The organism is Amycolatopsis sp. SID8362, assembly GCF_010550475.1.
In the GTDB taxonomy this organism is placed as follows: Bacteria; Actinomycetota; Actinomycetes; order Mycobacteriales; family Pseudonocardiaceae; genus Amycolatopsis; species Amycolatopsis eburnea.
Genome location: NZ_JAAGNB010000057.1, coordinates 12,260 through 36,128, shown reverse-complemented (window position 1 = coordinate 36,128; position 23,869 = coordinate 12,260). Strand labels below are relative to the sequence as shown.

Sequence of the window (23,869 nt, the reverse complement as noted above, 5' to 3'; positions counted from 1 at the left end):
GCCGCCTCGACGTCGACTTCGCCGATCGGCCGCGCGGGAGCGCTGGGCGCCCCGGCCGCGACGCGCTGGATGGCCGGCCTGGCCGGCACCCCGCGCTCCTCGAACGAGCCCCATTCCTGGCACTCCGGACACCGGCCCAGCCACTTGGCCGCTTCGTACCCGCAGCTGCCGCAGCGGTAGGTGGTCCCTTTCTTCACCCCGCGAGGCTAGCGGGGACCACCGACAAAACCGGGGACCTACTCCTTGGCGTGCGCCGGCGCGGCCACCGGCAGCTCGACGGTGACCGGTCCGGCGTTCTTGAAGACAAACGTGACCTTGATGACCTGACCTGGCCACAGCGGCTGCTTCAGCGCCGGCAGGGTCACGGTGGCCTGGCCGACCTTCTCGGGCGCGGTCGGCGTCGCCGCCGGGCCGGAGGACGGGACCTCGGCGGTGGCCGTCGCGGTCAGGTTGCCCGGGCTGGCGGTCGCCGAGCTGCTGCCGGCCGCGGTCGGCGTCGACGAAGCCGACGAGGACGGCGAAGCCGGAGCCGAGGTCTGCGCCTCGTTGGTCGATTCGACGGCGTCGTCCGGGCCGACCACGAGCGAGTGCGCCGCGACGACGTCCTTCGAGCCGCCGATGGTGGCCTGGGTGCCGTCCTCGGTCGTGACCGAGACGAGCGAGTCGTCCTGGGCGCCCTGGTTCACGATCGTCAGCGTCAGCGCCGGGGTCGCGCCCACCGGGTAACCGGGGCCGGACGTCGGGTACTGCACGGCGGCGTTGCGCAGGACAATGGTCTTGACCTGGGCGTACGTACCGTTGACAGCGGGCTGCTGCGAGTCGGTCTGGGTGATCTGACCGGCCCCGCACCCGGCGAGCACGAGCGCGGCACCGAGCGCCAGCACGCCCGCGCCGAGCACGCGACGATTCTGCAGCCTCACGTCGCAGTCCTTCCCTTTTCACGGCCTCGTCCGAGCGAAGACTAGCCGGGGGCGATCTCCGGCACCGAACCGGTCCGCGTTGCGCCCAAGATCAACCGTCCAAAAAGGATTTCGCGATACCTGCCGAAACGCTTCCCCGCTACCTGCGTGAGCACGGGGGTCCGACGTTTGTCAACCCCCGCTCAGGCCGCTGACCTGCGAGGACGAGTCCGGCCCGCTAGGTGGGCACTGGCGGCCCGTGCTAGGATGGAGTCAGCGAAAGGGGCAGAGGACACATGGTTTTCAAGGTCGGAGAGACCGTCGTCTACCCGCACCACGGTGCCGCACTCATCGAAGCCATCGAGACCCGCGTGATCAAGGGCGAGGAAAAGAAGTACCTCGTCCTCAAAGTCGCGCAAGGGGATCTCACGGTTCGCGTGCCCGCTGACAACGCCGAGATCGTAGGCGTACGCGATGTCGTCGGGCAAGAAGGACTGGACAAGGTCTTCGACGTTCTGCGTGCTCCCCACACCGAAGAGCCCACCAACTGGTCTCGTCGGTACAAGGCCAACCTCGAGAAGCTCGCCTCCGGCGATGTGAACAAGGTGGCCGAAGTGGTGCGCGACCTCTGGCGGCGAGAGAAGGACCGCGGACTTTCAGCCGGCGAGAAGCGCATGCTGGCGAAGGCGCGGCAAATTCTGGTCAGCGAGCTCGCGCTCGCGGAGGGCACCGACGAGGACAAGGCTGAGGTCCTCCTCGACGAAGTTCTGGAAACCGCGACGGTCTGAGCCCAAGGCAGCCTGCTCGTGGCTGCCTCTACGATCGCGAACCGATGAACGTCGTCGTGATCGTGACCGTCGCACATCATGCCTCCGACTGGGAGCTCGCTCTCACGCCGGTCCATGGTGAGGCGCTACTCACGCACACCGTGCGGGGGCTGCTCGACGTACCGGAAATCTCTTCGGTGCTCGTGGCGGCCCCCCAGCGGTGTGCGAAGTCGTATTCCGAAGCCCTCGACGGGCTTCCGTGCCGGGTCGTCCCCGGCTCGCTCCGGCAGGCCTTCGCCGTCGTCGAGCCCGAAGTTCCCCGTGACTCAGTTGTACTCCTCCATGACGCTCTGCGTGCCTTCATTCCTGCGCAAACCGTGCGTGACGTGATCGACGCCGTCGGTGACGCCGAGGTCGTCGTCCCGGTGTTGCCGATGGCCGACACGGTGAAGGTGACCGACGACGCGTCGCTCATCGTCGGCACGGAGGACCGCGCCCGCCTGCGCACGGCCCAGACGCCGATCGGCTTCACGCTCGACGCGTTCATCGCGGCCGGCTTCACGACGGCGGTCCCGGTCGGCGCGGCGACTGTGCCGGGCCACCCGGACGCGATGCGCGTCACCACCGATTTCGAACTTTCCCTGGCCGAGGCGATCGCGGCGGCACCGAAGAACGAGGAGACGCTGTGAGGATCGGCAACGGGGTCGACGTCCACCCGATCGAACCGGGCCGCGAGTGCTGGATGGCGGGCCTCCGGTGGCCGGAAGCCGACGGCTGCGCGGGCCACTCGGACGGCGACGTCGCTTCCCACGCGCTGTGCGACGCCCTGCTCTCTGCGGCCGGCCTCGGCGACCTCGGCGCGGTGTTCGGCACCGGCGACCCCCGCATGGACGGCGCCCACGGCGCGGACATGCTCGCCGAGGTCAGGACCCTGATCGAGGCGGCGGGCTGGCGCGTGGGCAACGCCACGGTCCAGATCGTCGGCAACGCGCCCCGGGTGGGCAAGCGCCGCGAAGAGGCGCAGGAGGTCCTGTCGGCGGCGGTGGGCGGCCCGGTGAGCGTGTCCGGCACGACGTCGGACGGCTTGGGCCTGACCGGCCGCGGGGAGGGCATCGCGGCCTTCGCGACGGCGTTGCTCCTGGCGGCCGAGTAGCACCCCGGCTCGGACCTGGCCCGGACGTCAGGGTTCCGGCAAAGTCGCGCCGGCGAGCGGGTGACCGGCCGCGTGGTCTGCCCGGCGTCGCGGGGATGCGCGGACCGGCCGTGCTGCCCGACTTTGCCGGGGCCCTGGCCCGGACCCGCGGAATAGGACCCCACCAGAGCCCGTTCGGCGTGATATGTCCCTCACCCTCCCGGACCCCGTCCGCGTGCTGATCGACGGGAAGAACTTCGCCACCGTCGCCACCCTCGACGCCGACGGCGGGCCGCAGACCTCCGTCGTCTGGGTCGGGCTCGACGACGGCGACCTCGTCTTCAGCGCGACCGAGGACCGGCGCAAGGTCCGCAACCTGCGGCGCGACCCCCGCCTCAGCGTCTCGATCACCGACGCCGGAAACCCGTACCGGCACACCCAGCTGCGTGGCACCGCCGAGATCACCCCCGACCCCGCCAAGGCGCTCCCCAAGACGCTGAGCCACAAGTACCTGGGCCAGGACCCGCCGCCCGAAGGCCCCGAGACCGAGCGCGTCGTGGTCCGGCTCAAGGTCGGCAAGATCGCCGGCAACGTCAAATAGGGTCCAGACCATGGGTGTGACATTCAACGAGGCCACCAAGGCCCTGCTCGACGGCCGCAACTACCCCGTCGTGGCCACCACCAACGCCGACGGCTCGCCGCAGAGCTCCGTCGTCTGGGCCAAGCGGGACGGCGACACCGTGCTGTTCGTGACCGTCCGGGGGCGGCGCAAGGAGCGCAACATCCGCCGTGACCCGCGGGTGTCGCTCTCCGTCTTCGACCTGGCCGATCCGGAGAACTACGTCGAGATCCGCGGCCGCGCCGAGGTCACCGCCGAGGGTGGGCCCGAGCTGAACGACGAGCTGGCGCGCAAGTACACCGGCGGGGTCTTCCCGCCCGAGCCGCCGGAGGTCGTGCGCGTGCTCGTTCGCGTCGTGCCCGAACACATCACAGGGCATTCGGCCTGATGTCCCCGATAGGCTGAAACCATGACCATCAAGGCGGTGTTGTTCGACTACTCCGGCACCCTGTTCCGGCTGGAACAGGACGAGACCTGGCTCGCCGACCTCACCGACCACTCCGGCTCGCCGCTGGACATCGAGGCGCAGGCCGAGCTGATGCGCCGGATGACCGCTCCGGTCGGTCAGGTCGTCGAGCTCGACGCCGAGCACCTGCACGCCTGGCAGCACCGCGACCGCGACCCCGTGCTGCACCGGAAGGTGTACCTCGAGGTGCTCGGCAAGTCGGGCGTCCCGCGGCGCGAGGAGGCCGTCGCGCTGTACGAGCGGCTCATCGATCCCAGCCAGTGGACGCCGTACCCGGACACCGAGGCCGCGCTGAAGGCCGCGTCCGAACGGGGCCTCAAGGTGGGGGTGCTCAGCAACATCGCCTTCGACATCCGGCCCGCCTTCACCGCCCGCGGGTGGGACGCCTACGTCGACGAATTCGTGCTGTCGTTCGAGGTCGGAGCGGTCAAGCCGGAGCTGGAGATCTTCCGCAAGGCGGTCGAGGGCCTCGGCGTGCCGGCCACCGAGACGCTGATGGTCGGCGACAGCGAGGAGGCCGACGGCGGCGCCCGCGCGCTGGGCTGCGAGTTCGCGCTGGTCGACCCGCTGCCGACCGCCGAACGGCCGGATGCCCTGCTCACGGCGTTGCGCGGCTTCGGCATCGGCTGAGGGCCTGCGACGCGGCTCACGCCCACCCCGTACCCTTCGAGGGTGGCCCTACACCTTTTCGACACAGCGACCCGGAGCGTACGGGAGTTCCACCCCGTCCGTAGCGGAACGGCGTCGATCTACGTGTGTGGTGCCACCGTGCAGGGCGTGCCGCACATCGGGCACATCCGCGGCGCCCTGAACTACGACGTCCTGCGCCGCTGGCTCGTCCACAGTGGACTCGACGTGCTGCTGGTCCGCAACGTCACCGACATCGACGACAAGATCCTGGCCAAGGCCGCCGACGCGGACCGGCCCTGGTGGGAGTGGGCGGCGACGCACGAGCGCGCCTTCGAGCAGGCCTACGACCAGCTCGGCTGCCTGCCGCCGTCGATCAACCCGCGCGCGACCGGGCACATCACCCAGATGGTCGACCTGATGCGGCGCCTGATCGACCAGGGGCACGCGTACGCGACCGAGGGCGACGTCTACTTCTCGGTGAAGTCGTTCGACCACTACGGCGAGCTGTCGCGCCAGGGTCTCGACGACGTCCAGCAGGGCGAGACGCCGACCCGCGGCAAGCAGGACCCGCGCGACTTCACGCTGTGGAAGAGCGCGAAGCCGGGCGAGCCGTCGTGGCCGACGCCGTGGGGCGACGGCCGGCCGGGCTGGCACCTCGAGTGCTCGGCCATGGCCACGGCGTACCTGGGCGCGGAGTTCGACATCCACGGCGGCGGGATCGACCTGATCTTCCCGCACCACGAGAACGAGCGCGCCCAGTCCAACGCCGTCGGAGACCCGTTCGCCCGCTACTGGCTGCACAACGCGTGGGTGACCATGTCCGGCGAGAAGATGTCGAAGTCGCTGGGCAACACCGTGACGATCCCGGCGATGCTGGAGCGGTACCGGGCGGTCGAGCTGCGGTACTACCTGGTGCAACCGCACTACCGGTCCAACATCGAGTACTCCGACGCGGCGGTGACCGAGGCCGCGCAGGGCTACCGGCGGATCGAGACGTTCCTGCGGCGCGCGGCCGGGTCCGGCGAGGTCAGCATCGGCACGCTGCCCGCCGAGTTCGCGAACGCGCTCGACGACGACCTGGCCACCCCGCAGGCGTTCGCCGTGGTGCACAACACGGTCCGCGACGGTAACGCCGCTCTCGACGCGGGCGACACCCCGAAGGCACTCGAACTCGCCGCGGCCGTCCGCGCGATGACCGACGTGCTGGGCCTCGACCCGCTGTCCGCGCGCTGGTCCGAGGCGGGCGGTTCCGACACGCCCACCAAGGAGGCGCTGGGCTTCCTCGTCGAAAGCCTGCTGGCCGAGCGCCAGCAGGCCAGGGCCGAGAAGGACTTCGCCCGCGCGGACGCCGCCCGTGACCGCCTCCAGCAGGCGGGCATCGTGGTGGAGGACACCCCCAACGGTCCTCAGTGGACCGTCAAGGCCGACTGAGCAACGCAAGGAAACTTTCACCATGGCAGGCAATTCGCGGCGCCAGGGCGCGATCCGCAAGACGGGCACCAAGAAGGGCGCCGTCGTCGGCTCGGGCGGCCAGCGCCGCAAGGCCCTCGAAGGCAAGGGGCCGACCCCGAAGGCGGAGGACCGCCCCGGGCACAAGGCGTACCGCCAGGCGAACGCCCAGACGAAGCGCGACCAGGCGCGGCAGAAGAAGGCCGACAAGCCGGAGCTGATCGCCGGGCGCAACCCGGTGGTCGAGGCGCTGCGCGCCGGCGTCCCGGCGACCGCGCTGTACGTCGCGCTGAACATCGAGATCGACGACCGCGTGAACGACGCCGTCCGGCTGGCCGGCGACAAGGGCATCTCGATCCTGGAGATCCCGCGCGAGGAGCTGGACCGCAAGACGAGCCGGGCCGTGCACCAGGGCCTGGGGCTGCAGGTCCCGCCGTTCGAGTACGCCCACCCGGACGAGCTGATGGCGGCGGCCCGCAACTCGGGCGAGGTGCCCCTGTTCGTCGCGCTCGACGGCGTGACCGACCCGCGCAACCTGGGCGCGGTGATCCGTTCGGCGGCGGCGTTCGGCGCCCACGGCGTGCTGCTCCCGGAGCGGCGCAGCGCGGGCATGACGGCGGTGGCGTGGCGCACGAGCGCGGGCACGGCGGCGAAGCTGCCGATCGCGGTGGCGACGAACCTGACGCGGCAGCTCAAGGCGTGGGCGAACGAGGGCCTGATGCTCGTCGGCCTGGACGCCGACGGCTCGGTCGACATCGACGAGCTCTCGCTGGCGGCGGACCCGCTGGTCATCGTGCTGGGCTCGGAGGGCCGCGGCCTGTCGCGGCTGGTCCGGGAGACGTGCGACGCGACGGTGTCGATCCCGATGGCGGCGGGCGTGGAGTCCCTGAACGCCTCGGTGGCGGCCGGCGTGCTGCTCGCCGAGGTGGCGCGACGCCGCCGTGTCGCCGGTCGGGTCTGACACCACCACCCGGTCGGGTTAAGGTCACCGTCGGATAAACCGAGGGGACCCGATGTCGTTCGTATCGCCACTTTTCCTGTGGTACTTCATGCCGGCGGTGCTCATCGCCGTCCTGGTGTGCCCGCGGAGCTGGCGCAACGGCATCATCGCGGTCGGCAGCCTGCTGTTCTACACGATCGGCGCCGGCGGGTTCGTGTTCCTGCTGCTCGGCTGCATGGTCGTGAACTTCATGGCAGGCCCGCTGCTGGCCCCGAGCCCGTGGGACGTCCACGGCGTCCGGCGGCGCCGCATCCTGATCGCGGTGGTCTCGCTGGACGTCGCGGTGCTGCTGGTCTGGAAGTACGCGGGCTTCGCGACCCAGCAGATCGCGGCGGTGGCGCACTGGTTCGGCGGCAGCGTGCCGGTCGCGAGCCTGGTGGTCCCGATCGGCATCTCGTTCTACACGTTCCACCACATCTCGTACGTGGTCGACATCTACCGCGGCGAGCGGCAGGCGCTGCGCAACCCGGTGTCGTTCGCGGCGTACATCGCGATGTTCCCGCAGCTGGTGGCCGGCCCGATCGTCCGATATCGCGAGATCGCCGACCAGCTCCCGCAGCCGCGCTCGCACCGCCTCGACGACATCGCGGCGGGCTTCCCGAGGTTCGCGCTCGGCCTGTGCAAGAAGACGATCATCGCGGACTCGCTGAGCCCGTTGGTCGAGGCGTGCTTCAAGGTCCCCCCGGACCAGATGACGTTCGCCACGGCCTGGCTCGGCGCGATCGGCTACACCCTGCAGCTGTTCTTCGACTTCTCGGGCTATTCCGACATGGCGATCGGCCTCGGCCGCATGCTGGGCTTCCGCCTCCCGGAGAACTTCGCGCGGCCGTACTCGTCGGTGACGATCACGGAGTTCTGGCGCCGCTGGCACATGAGCCTGTCCCGCTGGTTCCGCGACTACGTGTACATCCCGCTGGGCGGCAACCGGAACGGAGCGGCCCAGACGTACCGCAACCTCTGCATCGTGTTCGTCCTGACGGGCTTCTGGCACGGCGCCCAGTGGACGTTCCTGGTGTGGGGCTGCTACCACGGCGCCCTGTTGGTGATCGAGCGCCGCTTCGGCCTCGACCTCGACCCGGCGGTCCCGTGGAAACGCCACCTGCGCCGAGCCCTGACGATGCTCCTGGTGGTGTTCGGCTGGGTGTTCTTCCGCTCGGCGGACCTGGGCCACGCGTTGTCGATGATCGGCCACATGCTGATCCCGGACTTCGAGGGCTTGGGAGCGGGCGTGGAGCAGGCGTTCACGAACCAGCGCCTGGTGCTGCTGCTGGCGGCGTTGGCGGTGTTCCTGCTCCCGGCCCACCCGGTGACGGGCCCGCTGCTGGAGTCGTCCCGCAGCCGCCCGGCCACCGCCCTGCGCATCGGCGTGATGACGGCGGGCCTGCTGTACGCGGCGATCCTGATCGCGACGGGAACGTTCAGCCCGTTCCTGTACTACCAGTTCTGACCCGCCGCGGGCCGGGCCGATGGGACAATCCCCCCATGACCGACCCCGTCGACCTGGCCAAAGTCCCAGGCGTGATCCCGTACGTGGACAACCACACCGGCCCCCGCCGGCTCCTCACCCTGGAAATCCCGCACCTGGGCCACACAGTCCGCGCGTACGCCCCCATCGCCAGCATCGACGGCCGCCAGTACATCGTCTCCTGGGGCTCGGTCACGTTCGAGATCCCGGCGGACCGCAACGTCCACGTGAGCGCCCACCTCCACACGAACAGCGGCTACGAGCACACGATCACGCCGTTCGCCTCGATGGTCCTGGTCCCGCACCCGGCCTCGATCAGGCTGAAGGCCCAGTTCGTCCCCACCCACGGCCCCGAAGGCACCCTCGTCCCCGTGATCTGACCTTGTAGCGGACTCGCGACCGTCCGCGACTCCTGTGTTCGTGGACACCCGCGAAGAGCCCGCGATCACGGACGAAGAACTGGCCGGCTACGCCAAAGGCAAGTTCCTGCTGCGGGTACTCGGCCTGCGCACGATGTACTACCAGCTGCTCCGCGACTACAACGGCCGCGATGCGCTGTGGGCCGCCGCGGTGGTACGGCGGCTGGTGCCCGACGACCCCGACCTTCCCGGCCGGATCCGGGATTCGGTGCTCCGCGTCGGTGGCTACCAGATCTGGAGCGACGTCCAGGGCAGCGAGAAGGTGCTAAACCGGGCTTTCGACTTCCAGACGTTCGCCGTAGTGGCTTTCAGCGTCGGAGCGGTGCTGCCCAACGTCGACGGTTCGATCTCGGAAAGGCTCGCGACCGCCGGGATCGCCGCCGTGACCGGGTACTTCGTCTCCTTGCTCGGCTTGGCCGTTTCCGGCGCGCGCAGGCCCGTCTCCCCGATTGCCAGAACGGTGCTGGGCCTCCTCGGGCTGGGTGCGCTCATGGTCGCCGGGTGGTGGTTGCTGCGCTGGCCGTCGTCCTGGGGCCCCGGGTTGGCTTCCGGGTTCTTCGTCGCCGTCGCCACCCTCTTCCTGCTCGACCTGCTCTACCAAGCGGGATACGAACTGATCCTGGGCACCTACCGCGTCTGCTGGACCCGGTTCACCGCCGCGGAGATCGTCGAGTCGCTCGCCGAAACGCACTGGTTGCTGGTCAACGCGCCGGAGCCGGAGTCGTTGAGAACCGCTTCGTTCACCCTCGAGCACGTCGCCTCGTGCGTCGAACGCTTCTTGCCGCGCTACCTGAGCGCGACCCTCTCCCCGATCTCGAGATCGACCCTGCCGCGACGCGTGCACCCCGAGTTCGCGGAGATGGCCGCGGGGACGCGGCTCCTCGCGAAGGATTGCCTGCTCCCGAAGGCGACGACCCGCACCGAAGTCGCGGACAAGGTGGCCCGCCTCCTCGTCACCGCCGCGCGGGAACGGTGGGGTGAATGGGATCGCGCCGACGCGGAAGAGCTCGAACGGGCCACCCGCTGGCGCCTCTGGCTCTCTGGCGCGCTAAGGCTCGGGCTCGGTCTGCTTCCGCTCGTCCTCGTCGCCCTCGGCGCCTTCTACGTCTACAAGACCAACCCCACCTCCCCCTTGCTCAAGGCCGAAGTCCTCGCCCCCGTCCTCGTCGCCGCCCTCGGGTTCTTCGCGACCGTTCTCAACCCCGGTTCCGAGCGGGAGAAGGCGGGACGCCGTCGCAAGCCCTTCGGGGGCCGCAAGATCGGGACGTGAAAGCCTGAGGCCCGTGCTGACCACGCGGTACCTGTTCCTCACCCGGCACGGCGAAGCGACCCCGTCCGGCGAGCTCACCGAAGCCGGCCGGCGGCAAGCCGTTCTCCTCGGGCGGCGGCTGCGTGACGTTCCCGTCACCGCGATCCACCACGGTCCTCTGCCGCGGGCCGCGCGGACCGCCGAGCTCATCGCCGCGCAGCTGCCCGGGGTTCCCGTGCACGTCGAAAAGGCCGCCGGGGATTTCGTTCCCTACGTGCCTAAGCGCGAGGAGCTGCCCGAAACCGCCGCCGGTGTTCTCCTCGCCTTCGCCCGCAGTCTGCCGCCCGCCGACGAAGAACTCGCCGCCGAGGCGGAACGCCGGTTCAGCGGGCCGGTGCCGGGAACCGAGCCGCGGTACGAAGTTCTCGTCACGCACAACTTCCTCGCCGGCTGGCTCGTTCGCGCGTCGCAGGACGCGCCGCCGTGGCGGTGGCTCGCGCTCAACCACGCCAACGCCGCCCTCACCGTCATCCGGTACTCGCCGGCGCGGCCCGCCGCGCTGCTGACCTACAACGACCAGAGCCACCTGCCCGCCGAACTGTGCTGGACCGGGTTCCCGCCCGATTTCTACGTTCCGTGATCGCCGGACGCGGAGCGTGTCCGCGGCGGAAAACAGGTCTCGCCCGAATGGCCGCAGCTGTCACGATGGCCGGATGAGTCCCGTTCCCGCGCCCACCTCCGATCGGCTGAGCGACTACCTCGCCGCGGACGACGTCGTCGACCACCGGCACCCGCTGATCCGCGCGCGGGCCGACGCTTTGCGTGCCACGAACGAAGATCCGGCCGAAGCCGCGTTCCGGTTCGTGCGGGACGAGGTCGAACACGTCATCGACGCGCGCGATCCGCGCGTCACCTGGCGGGCGTCGGACGTGCTCCGCGAGCGCGTCGGGATCTGCCACGCGAAGGCGCATCTGCTCGCCGCTTTGCTTCGGGCGCAAGGGATTCCGGCCGGGTTCTGCTACCAGGAGCTCTCCGCGCTGCACGGGCTGAATGCCGTGTACCTGCACGGCAAGTGGTCACGGCTGGACGCCCGCGGCAACCGCACGGGCGCGCGCGGGGAGTTTTCGCTCGACGAGGAGAAACTGGCCTGGCCGGTCGACACCGGGCGCGGCGAACGCGATCACCCGGAGATCCACCCGGCACCCGCGCCGGTCGTCGTCGAGTTCCTGAAGACCGTCCGACCCGGCCCCGGCTGGTACGAAAACGGCCTGCCGGGCACCCTCTGAGCCCGGTTTCCCGCCGTTTTCGGGAAACCGGGAGATCTGGTTAATTATTGCCGAGAGTGACGTTCGGCGGCGCCCGCTGTCCCCCGAACTTCTTATTTCGCAGGCCCCCTCAGGCGCGTAAAGTGACTCCGCGCACTCGAACAGACACTGTTTGCATTCGTCCGTTCGAGTGGTTCAAGGGAGGTGAAGCAAGTGGCCGCGGAAGGCGGACCCCGCCGCCGCACCCCACTGCAGGAGATCTTCTGGACCAGGACGAGCTTGCTCCTCACCGTGCTCGTCGTCGTCGCCGGCCTCAGCCTCTGGGTCGCCGGCCTGATGGACCCCGGCACCGGGAAGAACCTGGTGACGTCGCTGGGAACCGGCACCCTGATCTCCGCGATCGTGGGGTTCGGCACCACGCTGATCACCGCCAGCGCTTCGCAGAAGGCACTGGTGACCCCGGTGATCGAAGAGAGCAGGCGCGCACTGGAAGACCTCAGCGCCGAATACCGCGCGCTGAACAAGGAGTTCTTCCCCACCGACGTGTTCGAGGCGACCACCGACCCCGACCCCGCGTTCAACCGCGGGCTGATGGCCGACCTCGACCACACGCGGCAGTACTTCTTCCGCGGCTTCTCCGGGCGGCACGCGGCCGCCCGCCTGCTGCTTTCCCGCACCGAACGCGAACTGCGCGCCGTCATCGCCGATCCGCGCGACGCGACCTCGATCAGCGGGCGCGCCCGCTACCTGTTGCGCCGCGAGGCCGGCGACGTCGACTACGAACAAATCCAGACCCGGCTCGACGAAGAGATCCGGATCGGGCTCGTCGGCCTCTTCCTGGCGCGCAGCCGCTGCGCGTCGGTCGACATCACCGTGGTCGCCGACCCGCCGCTGGACCGGCTCGAGCTGTTCGACGACAGCGTGTGGGTGTCGCTCTACAGCGACGTCCGCGGCGCCACGAAGCTGTACCCGCGGTCCCTGCGGTTCACCGAGGGTTCCTTCCTCTACAACATGGAGCGCGCCGAATTCGTGCGCGTCTCGCAGTCCCGGACCGGCCGCCACTTCCGCATCACGTCCGCGACGACGCGGACGGATTTCCTGGCGCTGTTCGAAAAGATCACCGGATCCCCGCTGTCCGAGGAGCAGTTCCGCGAGCTGGAGGCCAAGTTCCACGCCTTCCGCGCGGAGTTCTCCGAAGTCGCCGAGCTAGGGAGCTGACCTTGCTCACCCGCCTGTCCCCACTCTCCGAACTGGCCACGCGCCTGCGCACGGCCCAGTTTCCGCTCGCCACCGAATGGCGCGCGGTCGACGGCTGGTTCCGGCCGTGGGCCGCGCAGTCCGGCCTGCGCGACGAACTGCGGAACCAGCTGCGCACGCTGTCCGGCGCGCAAGCGACGAAGGTGCTGCGCTCGTCGCGGGAAACGACCACGCACTTCGCCTGGTGCCTGCTGGATTCGCCGGCCGACCCGTTTTCCTTCTGGCTGCACGAATACAAGGCCCAGGAGGACTGGCGGGAGGGCTACGCCGATTCGGTGCACAACCACAGGTACCACTTCTGCACCACCATTCTCCGTGGTGACTACTTCCACGAAAGGTACGAAACGACGATCGACGCCGGCACCGGCCTGATCGAGTCCGCGCGGCTGCGCCGCCGGGCGCTGTGCCAGGCCGGCGACTGCGCCACCATGCTCGCCGACCAGTTCCACCGCATCCCCGAGGCGGCCGCCGGGACGATGACTTTCCTGGTGAAATCACGGCCAGTGAGCAGTTTCAGCCTTTCTTTCGATCCCGCCAGCGGAATCGGGCATCGTCACGTTCCGGTGGAGAGCCGATTGGGGGAATTGGCCGACCGCATCTAACTACACACCGGCGTCGCGGCGCTTACCATTGCTCCACCCGTCTGAACACCACGGCCGGGATGGGAGAGGTGTATGCGCACGCAGGAAAGCACGATCGACCACGTGATCGCCGACGCCGTCGTCGGTGCTGTCGAAAAAAGGGTCCACCGGCTTTGCCGCCAGTACGCCGAGCGGCTGCAGTTCCACGGCTGGCACCACGTCAGTTTCGTCCGCGCGAAGGCGGGTGGTTTCGCCCGCCGCAACGGGGCCGACCCCGCCGTGGTCGAAGTGGCCGCGCTCGTGCACGACGTCAACTACCTGGTGCTCCGGAACTCGCCCGCGTCGGCGGGCCGGAACCTGCGCCTGGAAATCCTCGCCGAATGCGGGGTGCCGCCGCACGTTTCGCGGTGGATCGACGAAATCGTCGACGAAGCGGAAATGGCCACCCGCGGCCGCGACATTTCGCTGGAGGCGCAGGCTTTGAGCGACGCGGACACGTTGTTCAAGGCGCTCCCGGTGACGCCGGTCGTGCTGGCCCACCGGTACCTGCGCGAGAACGGGCTGAGCCTGCGCGAGCTGGCGGACAAGATCGTCGGCGAGCAGTGCGACGTCCACGACGAGGGTTACTACTTCTACAACCCGGAGGCGGCCGCGACGTACTCGCGCTGGGCGACGGCGAACCTCCAGCTGTGGCAGTGCATCAAGGAGGCGGTCGACGACCCGACGGTGGTGGAACTGCTGGACGCGGTGCACGCGGTCGACGCGCTGGCGTCCTAGCGAACTTTTCGCGGTTCCGCCGTGGCGGCGGGCGGCGGCTGGTAGGCATTCGGCGTAGCGCCCGCGCCGGCGAGGAGTCCGCATGACCTACGGCCAGCACCCCGGTTACCCGCCCGCACCACAGTGGCCCGGCCCCGGCGGGCCGGTGCCCCCGCCGAAGGGGCCCGGGCTCGCCGTGGCCGCGCTGGTCCTCGGCCTGCTCGCGCTCGTGCTGCCGTTCCTGCCGGTGGACATGACCGGCTTCCGGGCGTACGTCGCGTTCCCGTTCGGGCTGGCCGGTCTCGTCCTCGGGGTCCTCGGCTGCGTGGGGCGCCGCGGCGGCAAGCCACTGGCCACGATCGGTGCCGTGCTGTCGTTCCTCGCGTTGGTGTTCGGCCTGATCATGGTCGTCAACCAGACCGTCCCGCACTAGCCCTGCCCGTAGCCGCGCAGCCGGTCGACGACCTTCGCCACCTCGGGCGGCGGGAGCAAGCTCGGCCGGCCGGCGCTCTGCGCGAGCAGCCAGACGCGGCACGCCCACTCGAGCTGCTGCGCCCGGTGGTAGGCGGCTTCGAGGCCGTCGCCGTAGGTGAGCGTGCCGTGGTTGGCCATCAGGCACCCCCGCCGGCCGTCCAGTGCTTCGAGCACGGCGGTGGCCAGCTCGGGGGTGCCGTAGGTCGCGTAGCGCGCGACGCGCACCGACGGGCCGATCGTGGCGATGATGTAGTGGATCGGCGGCAGCTCGCGCACGAGCGTCGACGCCGCGGTGGCGTGCGGCGCGTGCGTGTGGACGACCGCGGTCACGGGCTCACCGTCCGGATCGCGCGCGTCCCAGTAGACCGACAGGTGCATCGGCAGCTCACTGGTCGGCTTGAGCGCACCGTCGACGACCTGCCCGCCGAGGTCGACGACGGCGACATCGGCCGGCGTCAGGCTCGAGTACGCGACCCCGGTCGGCGTGACGGCGACGAGGTCACCGCCCCGCACGGACACGTTTCCGGAGGTGCCGACGACGAGGCCGTCACCGACCATCCGGCGGGCGTAGGCGCAGACGGCGGCCCGCTCGGTCTCGAGGATCATGCGCACCACTCTGGTCCAGCCACGCCCCCGCCCTGCGCCGGGGTCGTTTCCGCGCTGCTCAGCCCTTGGCCGCCGGAGCCGAGGCAGGCGCCTTCCCAGCCGCAGCGGGAGCCGGGCTCGGCTTGCGGTCGCCGTTCGACGGCGGCTCCTCCACCGGAGCCAGCAGGCGCATGGCTTCCTGAACCGCCACGTCCGTCGCCGCGATCCGCTCGGCGACCTTCTTGCGCAGGTCCAGCGCCAGCTTCCGGTTCCGGTCGGCTTCCGTCTGCTGCGCCCGCGCCGACGTCAGCGCCGACTCCGTCTCCTGCTGCTTCCGCGCGACCTCGTCGTCGAACGCCTTCTTCTTCGCGGCGTACTCGTCCTCGAACGCCTTCTTCTTCCGCGCCAGTTCCTCCGACGCCACCCGGTCGGCTTCCTGCCGCGCGGCGGCCGCCGCCGCTTCGGCCTTCGCGTCCGCTTCCTTGCGGGCCCGTTCCGCCGCCGCGGCCTGCTCGACGCGCTTCGCGCCCGCCGCCGCGTTCAGCTTCTCGATCTCGCCCTTCGCCTCCGACAGCAGGCGGGCGCGCTCCTCCTCCGCGTCCTTGGCCAGTTTGTCGGCCGTGCGGCGGGTTTCGTGCGCGTACTTGTCGGCCTGGTCGCGGGTCGAGGCCGCGTCGGCCTCGGCGGCCGCGCGCAGGTCGGCGATCTCCTCTTCGGCGAGCTGCATCATCATGCGGACGCGCTCGGCCATCGCGCCGGCGCCGGACGGGCTCGAGCTCATCCGCGCGAGGGCGGCCTTCGTCTCGGCCAGCTCCTTCTGCGCGTACGCGAGGGCTTTCGTGAGGTCCGAGGACGTCGCGACGGCTTCGTCGCGGCTGCGCGCCGTCTCGCGCATCTCCTTGGTCAGCTCGGCGAGGCGCTCGTCGACCTGGCGCTGGTTGTAGCCGCGGACACCGACCGCGAACTGGGTGGTCTTCGGGGCGGACTGGGGCTTCTCAGGCGCGACCATCGGCACACCTTAGTGAGCCGGGGACCGTCCGGACGTACCGCCAAACGGATGCATCACGGATTTTGGAACCCCCGGTGACGCATGGCATCCTGAGCTTGTTGACCAGCGGTTAACGGCGAGGAGGCCACTGTGGACATACTCGCCGACATCGGCGCGCACTGGCACGTCTACGCCACCATGCCGCTCATCGCCGCCCTGATCGGCTACCTCACCAAGCGGGTGGCCATCGAGATGATGTTCCGGCCGCTGGACTTCGTCGGGATCCGGCCGTTCCTCGGCTGGCAGGGCGTCATCCCGGCGAACGCGCGGCGGATGGCCACCACCGCCGTCGACCTGCTGACCCGCAACCTCGTCGACCCGCAGGAGATCTTCAGCCGCCTCGATCCGGAGGAAATGGTCAAAGAGCTCGAACCGCCGCTGCTCAAGGCCGTCGAAGAAGTCACTCGCGAAGTCATGGAGACCTACCAGCCGCGCCTCTGGGAACTCCTGCCGACGCGGGCTCAGCGGCTGCTCGTCGAGCAGGTCCAGGCGCAGGCGCCGGCCGTCGTCAAGCGGCTGATGCGGGAAGTGTCGACGAACATCGACGAAGTCCTCGACGTCAACGACATGCTCATCGGGGCCATGGTCCGCGACAAGTCGCTGACCTGCCGGCTGATCCGCGAGGTCGCCGCGCCCGAGTTCAAGTTCATCGCGCGGTCCGGGATCTGGTTCGGGTTCGTGATCGGGCTCGTCCAGTTCGTCGCGTGGGCGCTGACGAAGCAGCCGCTCATCATGCCGGTCTTCGGTTTCGTCACAGGCTTCGTCACGGACTGGCTCGCGCTCAAGATGATCTTCTACCCGCGCGAGCCCCGCGGGTTCGGCTTCTTCCGCTGGCAGGGCATGTTCCAGAAGCGCCGCCGGGAGGTCGCCGCCGACTACGGCGCGCTGATCGCCGACGAGGTGCTCACCGTGCGGAACGTGCTGGAGGCCGTGCTCACCGGGCCGCGCGCGGACAAGCTGTTCTCGATGATCACCCGCGAGGTCCAGCGCACGGTCGACCAGCAGGCGAGCATCGCCAAGCCGCTGGTCGCGCTGACCATCGGCGGCCGGCAGTACCAGGAGATGAAACGCGCGGCGGCGGAGAAGGTGATCGCGTACCTCCCCGAGACGGTGAAGCACGTCGAGAGCTACGCCACCGGCGCCCTCGACGTCCGGAACACGATCGTCGAGAAGATGCAGCAGCTGACGCCCATCGAGTTCGAGGGCATCCTGCGGCCGGCCTTCAAGCAGGACGAATGGAAGCTCATCGCGGTCGGCGCGGTCATCGGTGGCCTGGTGGGTGAACTCCAGGTGCTGCTCCTGCTGCATTGAGCGCGGGCCGATAGCGTGCGCGGGTGGACTTCGGCACGCACTGGCAGGTGTACGTCACCATGCCGCTCATCGCGGCGCTGATCGGCTACGTCACCAAGCGCGTCGCCATCGAGATGATGTTCCGGCCGCTGGAGTTCAAGGGCATCAGGCCCTTCTTCGGCTGGCAGGGCGTGCTGCCGGCCAACGCCGAGCGCATGGCGGCCACCGCCACCGAGATGCTGACGACCAACCTCGTCGACCCCAAGGAGATCTTCGCCCGGCTCGACCCGGCGCAGGTGGCGAAGGAGATCGAGCAGCCGCTGCTGCGGGTCGTCGAGGACGTCACGCGCGAGGTGATGGAGACCTACCAGCCGCGGCTGTGGGAGGTCCTGCCGAACGGCGCGCAGCAGCTGCTGCTCAAGCGCGTCCAGGCCGAGGCGCCGAAGGCGATCACCAAGATCATGCGGGAGATCGCCGACAACATCGAGGACGTGCTCGACCTCAAGCACATGGTCGTGACGAACCTCGTGCGCGACAAAGCGCTGCTGAACCGGCTGATCCGCGACATCTCCCGGCCGGAGATGCGGTTCATCGCCCGCTCCGGGATCTGGTTCGGGTTCAGCCTCGGCTGCGTGCAGCTGGTCGTCTGGGCGCTGACGAAGTCGCCGATCGTGCTCCCGCTGTTCGGCCTCGGCATCGGCTGGCTCACCGACTGGCTGGCGCTCAAGATGATCTTCCTGCCGCGCGAGCCGCGCCGGTTCTTCGGGCTCTACACCTGGCAGGGCGTCTTCCAGAAGCGCCGTGACCAGGTGGCCGCCGACTACGGCGACATGATCGCGCGCGAGATCATCACCATTCCCAACCTGCTGGAGGCCGTGCTGCGCGGGCCGAAGTCCGACAAGCTGTTCGCGATGATCACCCGCGAGGTGCAGAAGACGATCGACGCGCAGGCCAGCGTGGTCAAGCCGTTCGTCGCCATCGCCGTCGGGACGAAGAAGTTCCAGGAGATGAAGCAGACGGCGGCGGCGAAGGCGGCGGAGCGCGTGCCGGAGACGATCCGGTACGCGGAGAACTACGCGATCAACGCCCTCGACGTGCGCAACACGATCGTCGACCGGATGCGGAAGCTGAGCGCGCTCGAGTTCGAGCAGCTGCTGCGGCCGGCGTTCCGGCAGGACGAGTGGAAGCTGATCGCCGTCGGCGCGGTGATCGGCGGGCTCGTCGGCGAACTGCAGGTGCTCGCGCTGCTCGGGTAGCCGGTACGGTTTCGCTCTCGGGATTGCGAGGGAGGTCGAGGTGGACGCTGTCCTGCGCGACCTCGCCCTGCACTGGCCGGTCTACGCGGCGATGCCGTTCATCGCGGCGCTGATCGGCTACGTCACCAAGCGGGTCGCCATCGAGATGATGTTCCGGCCGCTGGACTTCGTCGGGATCCCGCCGCTGCTCGGCTGGCAGGGCGTCGTCCCGAAGCACGGCGGGCGGATGGCGGCGGTCGCGACCGAGCTGCTGACCGAGAACCTCCTCGACCTCCGCGAGGTGCTCGACCGGATCGACCCGGTGATCATCACGACCGAGCTGGAGCAGCCCCTGCTGCGCGCGGTCGACCACATCGCGCGCGAGGTGCTCGCCGAACACCACCCGCGGCTGTGGGAGGTCATGCCGACGCTGGCCCAGGAAATGCTGATCAAGCAGGTCCAGGCGTCGGCGCCGCGGCTGGTGCGGGAGTTCCTCGACGACGTCCGCGAGCACCTCGACGACGTCCTCGACGTCCAGCACATGACGGTCCAGCGGCTGACGCGGGACCGCGCGCTGCTGGTCCGGCTGATCCGCGAGACGTCCCGCCCGGAGATGGCGTTCATCGCGCGGATGGGCATCTACTTCGGGTTCGGGCTGGGCCTGGTGCAGACGATCGTCTGGGCGTTCACGCGCGAACCGTGGGTGCTCCCGGTCTTCGGCGGCGCGATCGGGCTGTTCACCGACTGGCTGGCGATCAAGCTGATCTTCGTCCCGCGCGAGCCGGTCCGCGTCGGCCGGGTGATCTTCCAGGGCAAGTTCCAGCGGCGGCGCGCGGAGGTGGCGCGGCAGTACGGCGAGCTGATCGCGAACGAGGTCCTGACGGTCCAGAACCTGCTGGACGCGATCCTGCGCGGCCCACGCGCCGACCGCCTGGCGGCGCTGGTCGAGCACCTCGTCTCGGACGCGGTCGACAAGCAGATGCCCCTCTCCTGGACGGTCGGCGCCCCGCGGCTGAGGGAGATGAAGCACGCGGCGGCGGTGAAGGCGCTGGAGCAGCTGCCGGACACGGCCCGGTACGCCGAGGGCTACCTGACCGAGGCGATGGACGTCGCGAAGGTGATCGAGCAGCGGATGCTGGCGTTGACGCCGCTGGAGTTCGAGGGGCTGCTGCGGCCCGCGTTCCGGCAGGACGAGTGGAAGCTGATCGCCGTCGGCGGGGTGATCGGGTTCGTGGTGGGCGAGCTCCAAGTTCTGCTGATGCTCGGCTGACCTTTGCACTCGCACATTCACTTTCCCTAGGAAAGATACGTCCAGGGCCCCTTCAGACGCATCTTTCGTAGAGAAAGTGGCGCTGCTAGGCCGTCGCGACGAGGTCCGGGGCCGGGTCGGCGGACCGGACCCTCGTCCGGCGGTCGCGCTGCCAGGCGAGCACCCGGCACACGACGTAGATCAGGAACGAAATCGCCGTCACGAACGCGCTCACCGGCAGGCCCGGCGCCAGCGACAGCACGATCCCGCCGATCGCCGACACCTCCGCGAACACCACCGACAGCACCGTGGCCTTCCACGGCGACGCCGTCACGCGGGCCGCCGCCGCGGCGGGCGTCACCATCAACGCGACCACCAGCAGCGAGCCGACCACCTTCACGCTCAGCGCCGTCGAAACGCCCACCAGCAGCGCGAACACCACGGTCAGCGTCTTCACCGGGACCCCGCGCGCGACCGCCACGTTCCGGTCCACCGAGGCGAACAGCAACGGCCGGTAGACCAGCGCCAGCACCGCCAGCACGACCACCGACGAGACCACGAACAACGTCAGGTTCGTCGAATCGATCGTGATGATCTGGCCGGTCAGGATGCCGAACTTGTTCCCGGACCGTCCTTTGTAGAACGACAGGAACAGCACGCCCATCCCGAGCCCGAACGACAGGATCACGCCGATCACCGAGTCGCGGTCCGCGTCGCGCGCGCCGAGGATGCCCAGCAGCAGCGCCGCCACCACCGCGCCGATCAGCGCGCCGTACTCGACGCCGATGCCGAGCAGCAGCGCCGCCGCGCCGCCGGTGAAGGCCAGCTCGGACGTGCCGTGCACCGCGAACGACATGCGCCGCATCACGATCAGCGGGCCCAGCACGCCGGCCACCAGGCCGAGGATCAACGCCGCCAGCAACGCCGTCTGCACGCCGGAGAGCTCGGTGATGAGCTCCCACGTCTTGCCGAAGTCGAACAGATCCAAGACTCAGCCCACTTGCTCTTCGACGTCGTGTTCGTGGTGGTGCGGCTCTTCCTCGCACAACGCGCTCTGCGCGCCCGCGATGTGGATCTGCCCGCCCACCTTCAGCACCTCGACGCGGGTCCCGTACAGCTCGGACAGGGTCGCCGTGGTCATGACCTCGTCCGGCTTGCCGATCCGGAACTGGCCGTTGACCAGGTACAGCACGCGGTCGACGAACGGCAGCACCGGGTTGATCTCGTGCGTCACGAACAGCACCGCGGTGTCCGCCGTGCGCCGCCGGTGGTCGATCAGCTCGCTGATCGCGCGCTGGTGCGCCAGGTCCAGCGACAGCAGCGGCTCGTCGCAGAGCAGCACCTCGGGGTCGCCGACCAGGGCCTGCGCCACCCGCAGCCGCTGCTGCTCACCACCGGACAGCCGGCCGACCGGCTGCTTCGCGTACCTGGTCGCCCCGACCTCGGCGATGGCGTCGGCGACGCGGCGGCGGCGCGCGGCCATGCCGAACAGGCCCGGGCCCCAGCGGTGGCCGTCGAGGCCGAGCCCGACCAGGTCGACGCCCCGCAGCGTCAGCGACTCGTCGATCGCGCGCTGCTGCGGGATGTAGCCGATCTTGCGGTTCGCGCCGCCCGGGCGCCCGCCCGCGATCTCGACGGTGCCCGACGAGAGGCCCTGCATGCCGAGCAGCGCCTTCAGCAGGCTGCTCTTGCCGGAGCCGTTCGGGCCGAGGACGGCGAGGAACTCGCCCGGCTCGACGACGAGGTCCAGCCCCGACCAGAGCGTCCGGGGACCGAAGGCCAAGCCCGCCCCGCGGACCCGGACCGCGGGGCGTACGTCGTCGGAAACGGGAGACATGGCTACTTCAACGCCCCCGCCAGCTCGTCGACTTCCCCGGTCATCCAGACAATGTAGTCCGTCACACCCTGCGGCAGCGTCTCGGTCACGTCCACGACGCCGATGCCGGCGGCCTTCGCCTGCCCGACGACGTCCTTGGTCAGCGGGGTCACCGTCTGCGCGTTGTTGATCAGGGCCTTGACCTGCTTGGTGGCGATGAGCTGCTTGTACTCGTTCACCGCGCCGGCCGGGACGTCGGTGTCGTTCTCCACCGCGTCCGAGAACGCCTTGGGCGTCGCGTCCGTCAGCTTCGCGCTCTGGAGCAGGTAGTGCGCGACCGGCTCGGTGACCACGACCTTCGCGCCCGGGTGCGTGGTGCCCAGCTCGCCGAGGCGCTTCTCCAGCTCGCCGACCTTCGCCTTGAACGCGGCGGCGTTGTCGGTGAACGCCTGCTTCGACGCCGGCTGCAGCTCGCCGAGCTGCGCCGCGACCTGGTCGGCGACCTTGCCGACGCCCGGCAGGTCGTACCAGACGTGCTCGTTCTCGTCGCCGGTCGCGGCGATGTCGTAGGCGACGAGCTTCTTGGCGTCCCCCGCCTGCGCGGTGAGCTTGTCGAAGAACTCGTCGTACCCGCCGCCGTTGGAGAGGAGCAGCTTCGCGTCCTTCGCCGCGAGGGCGTCGTCGGCGGTGGTCTCGTACGAGTGCGGGTCGGCCGACGGGTCGTGGATGACCGACTTGACCTCGACCTTGTCGCCGCCGACGGCGTTCACGACGCTGCCCCAGACGTCCGTCGACGCCACGACCTTGATCTTGTCGGAGCCGCCGGACTGCCCGCCGCCGTCGGAGGCGGTTCCACCGGAGCACGCGGCCAGGGCGAGCACGGACAGGGCCGAAGCGGCGGCGAGCGCGCTCCTGGTGCGGCGGGAACTCATCGAGGACTCTCCTGCAAGACGCTAATGGAAACCGTTGTCAGATTCAGCTTACCCCATCCGGATGACTTCTTCCCCATCCGATCTCGTTTTGGTGTATGCGTCTTCATGCATGCGGATCGAGACATCGACCACCCGGGGTGTCTCTTCAAGAAAACGATCTGAACCGTTACGGTTTGCTGATGGGACGTCCTATTCGCACCCGGAGGCAGGCGACGCTGGCGTCGCTCGCGGCGGAGCTCGGTGTGTCCAGGACCACGGTGTCCAACGCCTACAACCGGCCGGACCAGCTGTCCCCCGAACTGCGCCGCCGCGTCCTCGAGACCGCGCGGCGGCTCGGCTACCCCGGGCCCGACCCAGTCGCCCGCTCCCTGCGCACGCGCAAGGCGGGCGCGGTCGGCCTGCTGCTCACCGAGAACCTCTCCTACGCCTTCCGCGACCCCGCCGCCGTCGGCGTGCTCGAAGGACTGGCCCTGGCCTGCGAAGACGCCGGCGTCGGCCTGCACCTGGTGCCCGCGAGCCCGGGCCGCGAAGACGTCGCCGCAGTGCACCGCGCGGGTGTCGACGGCTTCGTCGTCTACTCCGTGCCGGACGACGACCCGCACCTGGCCGCCGTGCTGGAGCGCCCGGTGCCGACGGTGATCATCGACCAGCCGAGCATCGAGGGCATCGACCGCGTCGGCCCGGACGACGCGGCGGCCGTCGGCAAGATCGCCGAGCACCTGGTCACCCTGGGCCACCGGCAGGTCGGCGTCATCTGCATGCGGCTGGCCCGCGAGCGCAACGACGACTTCGTCTCCCCGGCGCGGCAGAGCGGCGCGCACTTCCACGTCCAGCGCACCCGCCTCGAAGCCCTCGCCGTGGCGTTCTCGGCGGCCGGCGTCGACTGGGCCGGCGTCCCGGTGGTCGAGCGCTTCGACCACACGGTGGACGACGGCGCGTCCGCCGCGCGGCAGCTGCTGGACGCGTACCCGCAGATCACGGCCGTGATCTGCACCTCGGACATCCTCGCGCTCGGCGCCATGGCCGAGGCCGAACGGCGCGGGCTGCGGGTGCCGCAGGACCTGACCGTCACCGGCTTCGACGGCATCGCCGAAGCCGAGCGGATCGGGCTCACCACGGTCCACCAGCCGGTGCTCGAAAAGGGCAAGACGGCCGGGCGCCTGCTGCTCGGCTCGGCCGAGCGCAGCGCGCCGAAGGTGATCACGCTGCCCACCGAACTGCGCGTCGGCCGCACGTCGGCGCCGCCGCGGACGGTCGAGGAGCCCTGGTTCGGCGGGTAGAAACCC

General features: G+C 69.9%; 27 protein-coding genes and 1 pseudogene. 21 read left to right on the top strand and 7 right to left on the bottom strand.

From position 1 onward, the window contains the following. Both G3I65_RS02005 and G3I65_RS02000 read right to left on the bottom strand, forming a co-directional pair. A pseudogene (locus tag G3I65_RS02005) lies at positions 1-197 on the bottom strand (DNA repair protein RadA); the annotation flags it as partial. A 39-nt stretch (positions 198-236) separates the two neighbouring features. Beyond that, positions 237-920 carry a copper chaperone PCu(A)C gene (locus tag G3I65_RS02000; protein WP_160694170.1) on the bottom strand — a complete coding sequence of 228 codons (684 nt, stop codon included), beginning with the start codon at positions 918-920 and terminating at the stop codon, positions 237-239. A 275-nt stretch (positions 921-1,195) separates the two neighbouring features. Between G3I65_RS02000 and G3I65_RS01995 the strand changes: the two genes are divergently transcribed. The 17 genes from G3I65_RS01995 (at position 1,196) to G3I65_RS56915 (ending at position 14,387) form a co-directional block, all read left to right on the top strand. Next, positions 1,196-1,687, top strand: coding sequence for a CarD family transcriptional regulator (locus G3I65_RS01995; RefSeq protein WP_004559016.1), 492 nt, complete (start codon positions 1,196-1,198; stop codon positions 1,685-1,687). Positions 1,688-1,731: 44 nt separating this feature from the next. Continuing rightward, positions 1,732-2,355, top strand: a complete 624-nt coding sequence (locus G3I65_RS01990) for a 2-C-methyl-D-erythritol 4-phosphate cytidylyltransferase (RefSeq protein ID WP_160694168.1) — start codon at positions 1,732-1,734, stop codon at positions 2,353-2,355. Beyond that, positions 2,352-2,819, top strand: a complete 468-nt coding sequence (ispF, locus tag G3I65_RS01985; protein WP_160694166.1) for a 2-C-methyl-D-erythritol 2,4-cyclodiphosphate synthase — start codon at positions 2,352-2,354, stop codon at positions 2,817-2,819. Before G3I65_RS01990 ends, ispF begins: the two co-directional genes overlap by 4 nt. 184 nt (positions 2,820-3,003) lie before the next feature. Continuing rightward, positions 3,004-3,399 carry a PPOX class F420-dependent oxidoreductase gene (locus tag G3I65_RS01980; RefSeq protein WP_160694164.1) on the top strand — a complete coding sequence of 132 codons (396 nt, stop codon included), beginning with the start codon at positions 3,004-3,006 and terminating at the stop codon, positions 3,397-3,399. Positions 3,400-3,409: 10 nt separating this feature from the next. After that, positions 3,410-3,805 carry a PPOX class F420-dependent oxidoreductase gene (locus G3I65_RS01975; RefSeq protein WP_160694162.1) on the top strand — a complete coding sequence of 132 codons (396 nt, stop codon included), beginning with the start codon at positions 3,410-3,412 and terminating at the stop codon, positions 3,803-3,805. A gap of 21 nt (positions 3,806-3,826) precedes the next feature. Then, a complete protein-coding gene (locus G3I65_RS01970; protein WP_160694160.1) occupies positions 3,827-4,513 on the top strand; it encodes an HAD family hydrolase in 687 nt (228 codons plus the stop codon). A gap of 42 nt (positions 4,514-4,555) precedes the next feature. After that, complete coding sequence (gene cysS / locus G3I65_RS01965) at positions 4,556-5,944, top strand: cysteine--tRNA ligase (protein WP_160694158.1); 1,389 nt, start codon at positions 4,556-4,558, stop codon at positions 5,942-5,944. Positions 5,945-5,966: 22 nt separating this feature from the next. Further along, positions 5,967-6,923 (top strand): 23S rRNA (guanosine(2251)-2'-O)-methyltransferase RlmB, encoded by a 957-nt coding sequence (gene rlmB / locus G3I65_RS01960; RefSeq protein WP_160694156.1) that lies wholly within the window; start codon positions 5,967-5,969, stop codon positions 6,921-6,923. Between the two features lie 52 nt (positions 6,924-6,975). Further along, positions 6,976-8,409: an MBOAT family protein gene (locus G3I65_RS01955; protein WP_160694154.1), complete on the top strand. Its 1,434-nt coding sequence runs from the start codon at positions 6,976-6,978 to the stop codon at positions 8,407-8,409. A 35-nt stretch (positions 8,410-8,444) separates the two neighbouring features. After that, positions 8,445-8,807, top strand: a complete 363-nt coding sequence (locus G3I65_RS01950) for a hypothetical protein (protein ID WP_160694152.1) — start codon at positions 8,445-8,447, stop codon at positions 8,805-8,807. A 40-nt stretch (positions 8,808-8,847) separates the two neighbouring features. After that, positions 8,848-10,116, top strand: coding sequence for a hypothetical protein (locus tag G3I65_RS01945; RefSeq protein WP_160694150.1), 1,269 nt, complete (start codon positions 8,848-8,850; stop codon positions 10,114-10,116). 13 nt (positions 10,117-10,129) lie between these two features. Continuing rightward, positions 10,130-10,735, top strand: coding sequence for a histidine phosphatase family protein (locus tag G3I65_RS01940; RefSeq protein ID WP_160694148.1), 606 nt, complete (start codon positions 10,130-10,132; stop codon positions 10,733-10,735). A 73-nt stretch (positions 10,736-10,808) separates the two neighbouring features. Next, positions 10,809-11,381, top strand: coding sequence for a transglutaminase-like domain-containing protein (locus tag G3I65_RS01935; RefSeq protein WP_160694146.1), 573 nt, complete (start codon positions 10,809-10,811; stop codon positions 11,379-11,381). Between the two features lie 183 nt (positions 11,382-11,564). Beyond that, positions 11,565-12,578, top strand: coding sequence for a hypothetical protein (locus tag G3I65_RS01930; RefSeq protein WP_163046628.1), 1,014 nt, complete (start codon positions 11,565-11,567; stop codon positions 12,576-12,578). Between the two features lie 2 nt (positions 12,579-12,580). After that, positions 12,581-13,219, top strand: a complete 639-nt coding sequence (locus G3I65_RS01925; RefSeq protein WP_160694144.1) for a hypothetical protein — start codon at positions 12,581-12,583, stop codon at positions 13,217-13,219. 72 nt (positions 13,220-13,291) lie between these two features. Next, on the top strand, positions 13,292-13,975 hold the full coding sequence (locus tag G3I65_RS01920; RefSeq protein ID WP_160694142.1) for an HD family phosphohydrolase: 684 nt from the start codon (positions 13,292-13,294) through the stop codon (positions 13,973-13,975). 82 nt (positions 13,976-14,057) lie between these two features. Continuing rightward, a complete protein-coding gene (locus G3I65_RS56915) occupies positions 14,058-14,387 on the top strand; it encodes a hypothetical protein (protein ID WP_239070246.1) in 330 nt (109 codons plus the stop codon). On the opposite strand, the gene G3I65_RS01910 is transcribed toward G3I65_RS56915, so the two are convergent. Next, on the bottom strand, positions 14,384-15,034 hold the full coding sequence (locus G3I65_RS01910; RefSeq protein WP_160694140.1) for a class II aldolase/adducin family protein: 651 nt from the start codon (positions 15,032-15,034) through the stop codon (positions 14,384-14,386). The two genes, G3I65_RS56915 and G3I65_RS01910, sit on opposite strands and share 4 nt — an antisense overlap. A gap of 58 nt (positions 15,035-15,092) precedes the next feature. Then, the gene (locus G3I65_RS01905) at positions 15,093-16,022 is read right to left on the bottom strand and encodes a hypothetical protein (RefSeq protein ID WP_160694138.1); all 930 of its coding nucleotides are present in this window, start codon (positions 16,020-16,022) and stop codon (positions 15,093-15,095) included. Between the two features lie 177 nt (positions 16,023-16,199). Here G3I65_RS01905 and G3I65_RS01900 point away from each other — a divergent pair, with 177 nt between their 5' ends. The 3 genes from G3I65_RS01900 to G3I65_RS01890 are packed head-to-tail and all read left to right on the top strand — an operon-like array spanning position 16,200 to position 19,856. After that, complete coding sequence (locus G3I65_RS01900) at positions 16,200-17,372, top strand: DUF445 domain-containing protein (protein WP_166639528.1); 1,173 nt, start codon at positions 16,200-16,202, stop codon at positions 17,370-17,372. Positions 17,373-17,431: 59 nt separating this feature from the next. After that, positions 17,432-18,607, top strand: a complete 1,176-nt coding sequence (locus G3I65_RS01895; protein WP_160694172.1) for a DUF445 domain-containing protein — start codon at positions 17,432-17,434, stop codon at positions 18,605-18,607. Positions 18,608-18,647: 40 nt separating this feature from the next. Next, complete coding sequence (locus tag G3I65_RS01890; RefSeq protein ID WP_160694134.1) at positions 18,648-19,856, top strand: DUF445 domain-containing protein; 1,209 nt, start codon at positions 18,648-18,650, stop codon at positions 19,854-19,856. 85 nt (positions 19,857-19,941) lie between these two features. On the opposite strand, the gene G3I65_RS01885 is transcribed toward G3I65_RS01890, so the two are convergent. The 3 genes from G3I65_RS01885 to G3I65_RS01875 are packed head-to-tail and all read right to left on the bottom strand — an operon-like array spanning position 19,942 to position 22,583. After that, entirely contained in the window at positions 19,942-20,823 is an 882-nt protein-coding gene (locus G3I65_RS01885; protein ID WP_160694132.1) for a metal ABC transporter permease, read from the bottom strand. Between the two features lie 3 nt (positions 20,824-20,826). Continuing rightward, the gene (locus tag G3I65_RS01880; RefSeq protein WP_160694130.1) at positions 20,827-21,672 is read right to left on the bottom strand and encodes a metal ABC transporter ATP-binding protein; all 846 of its coding nucleotides are present in this window, start codon (positions 21,670-21,672) and stop codon (positions 20,827-20,829) included. 2 nt (positions 21,673-21,674) lie between these two features. Beyond that, positions 21,675-22,583: a metal ABC transporter solute-binding protein, Zn/Mn family gene (locus G3I65_RS01875; protein ID WP_160694128.1), complete on the bottom strand. Its 909-nt coding sequence runs from the start codon at positions 22,581-22,583 to the stop codon at positions 21,675-21,677. Between the two features lie 179 nt (positions 22,584-22,762). On the opposite strand from G3I65_RS01875, the gene G3I65_RS01870 reads away from it, so the two are divergent. Continuing rightward, positions 22,763-23,863: a LacI family DNA-binding transcriptional regulator gene (locus G3I65_RS01870; protein ID WP_160694126.1), complete on the top strand. Its 1,101-nt coding sequence runs from the start codon at positions 22,763-22,765 to the stop codon at positions 23,861-23,863. The last annotated feature ends 6 nt before the right edge of the window (positions 23,864-23,869 follow it).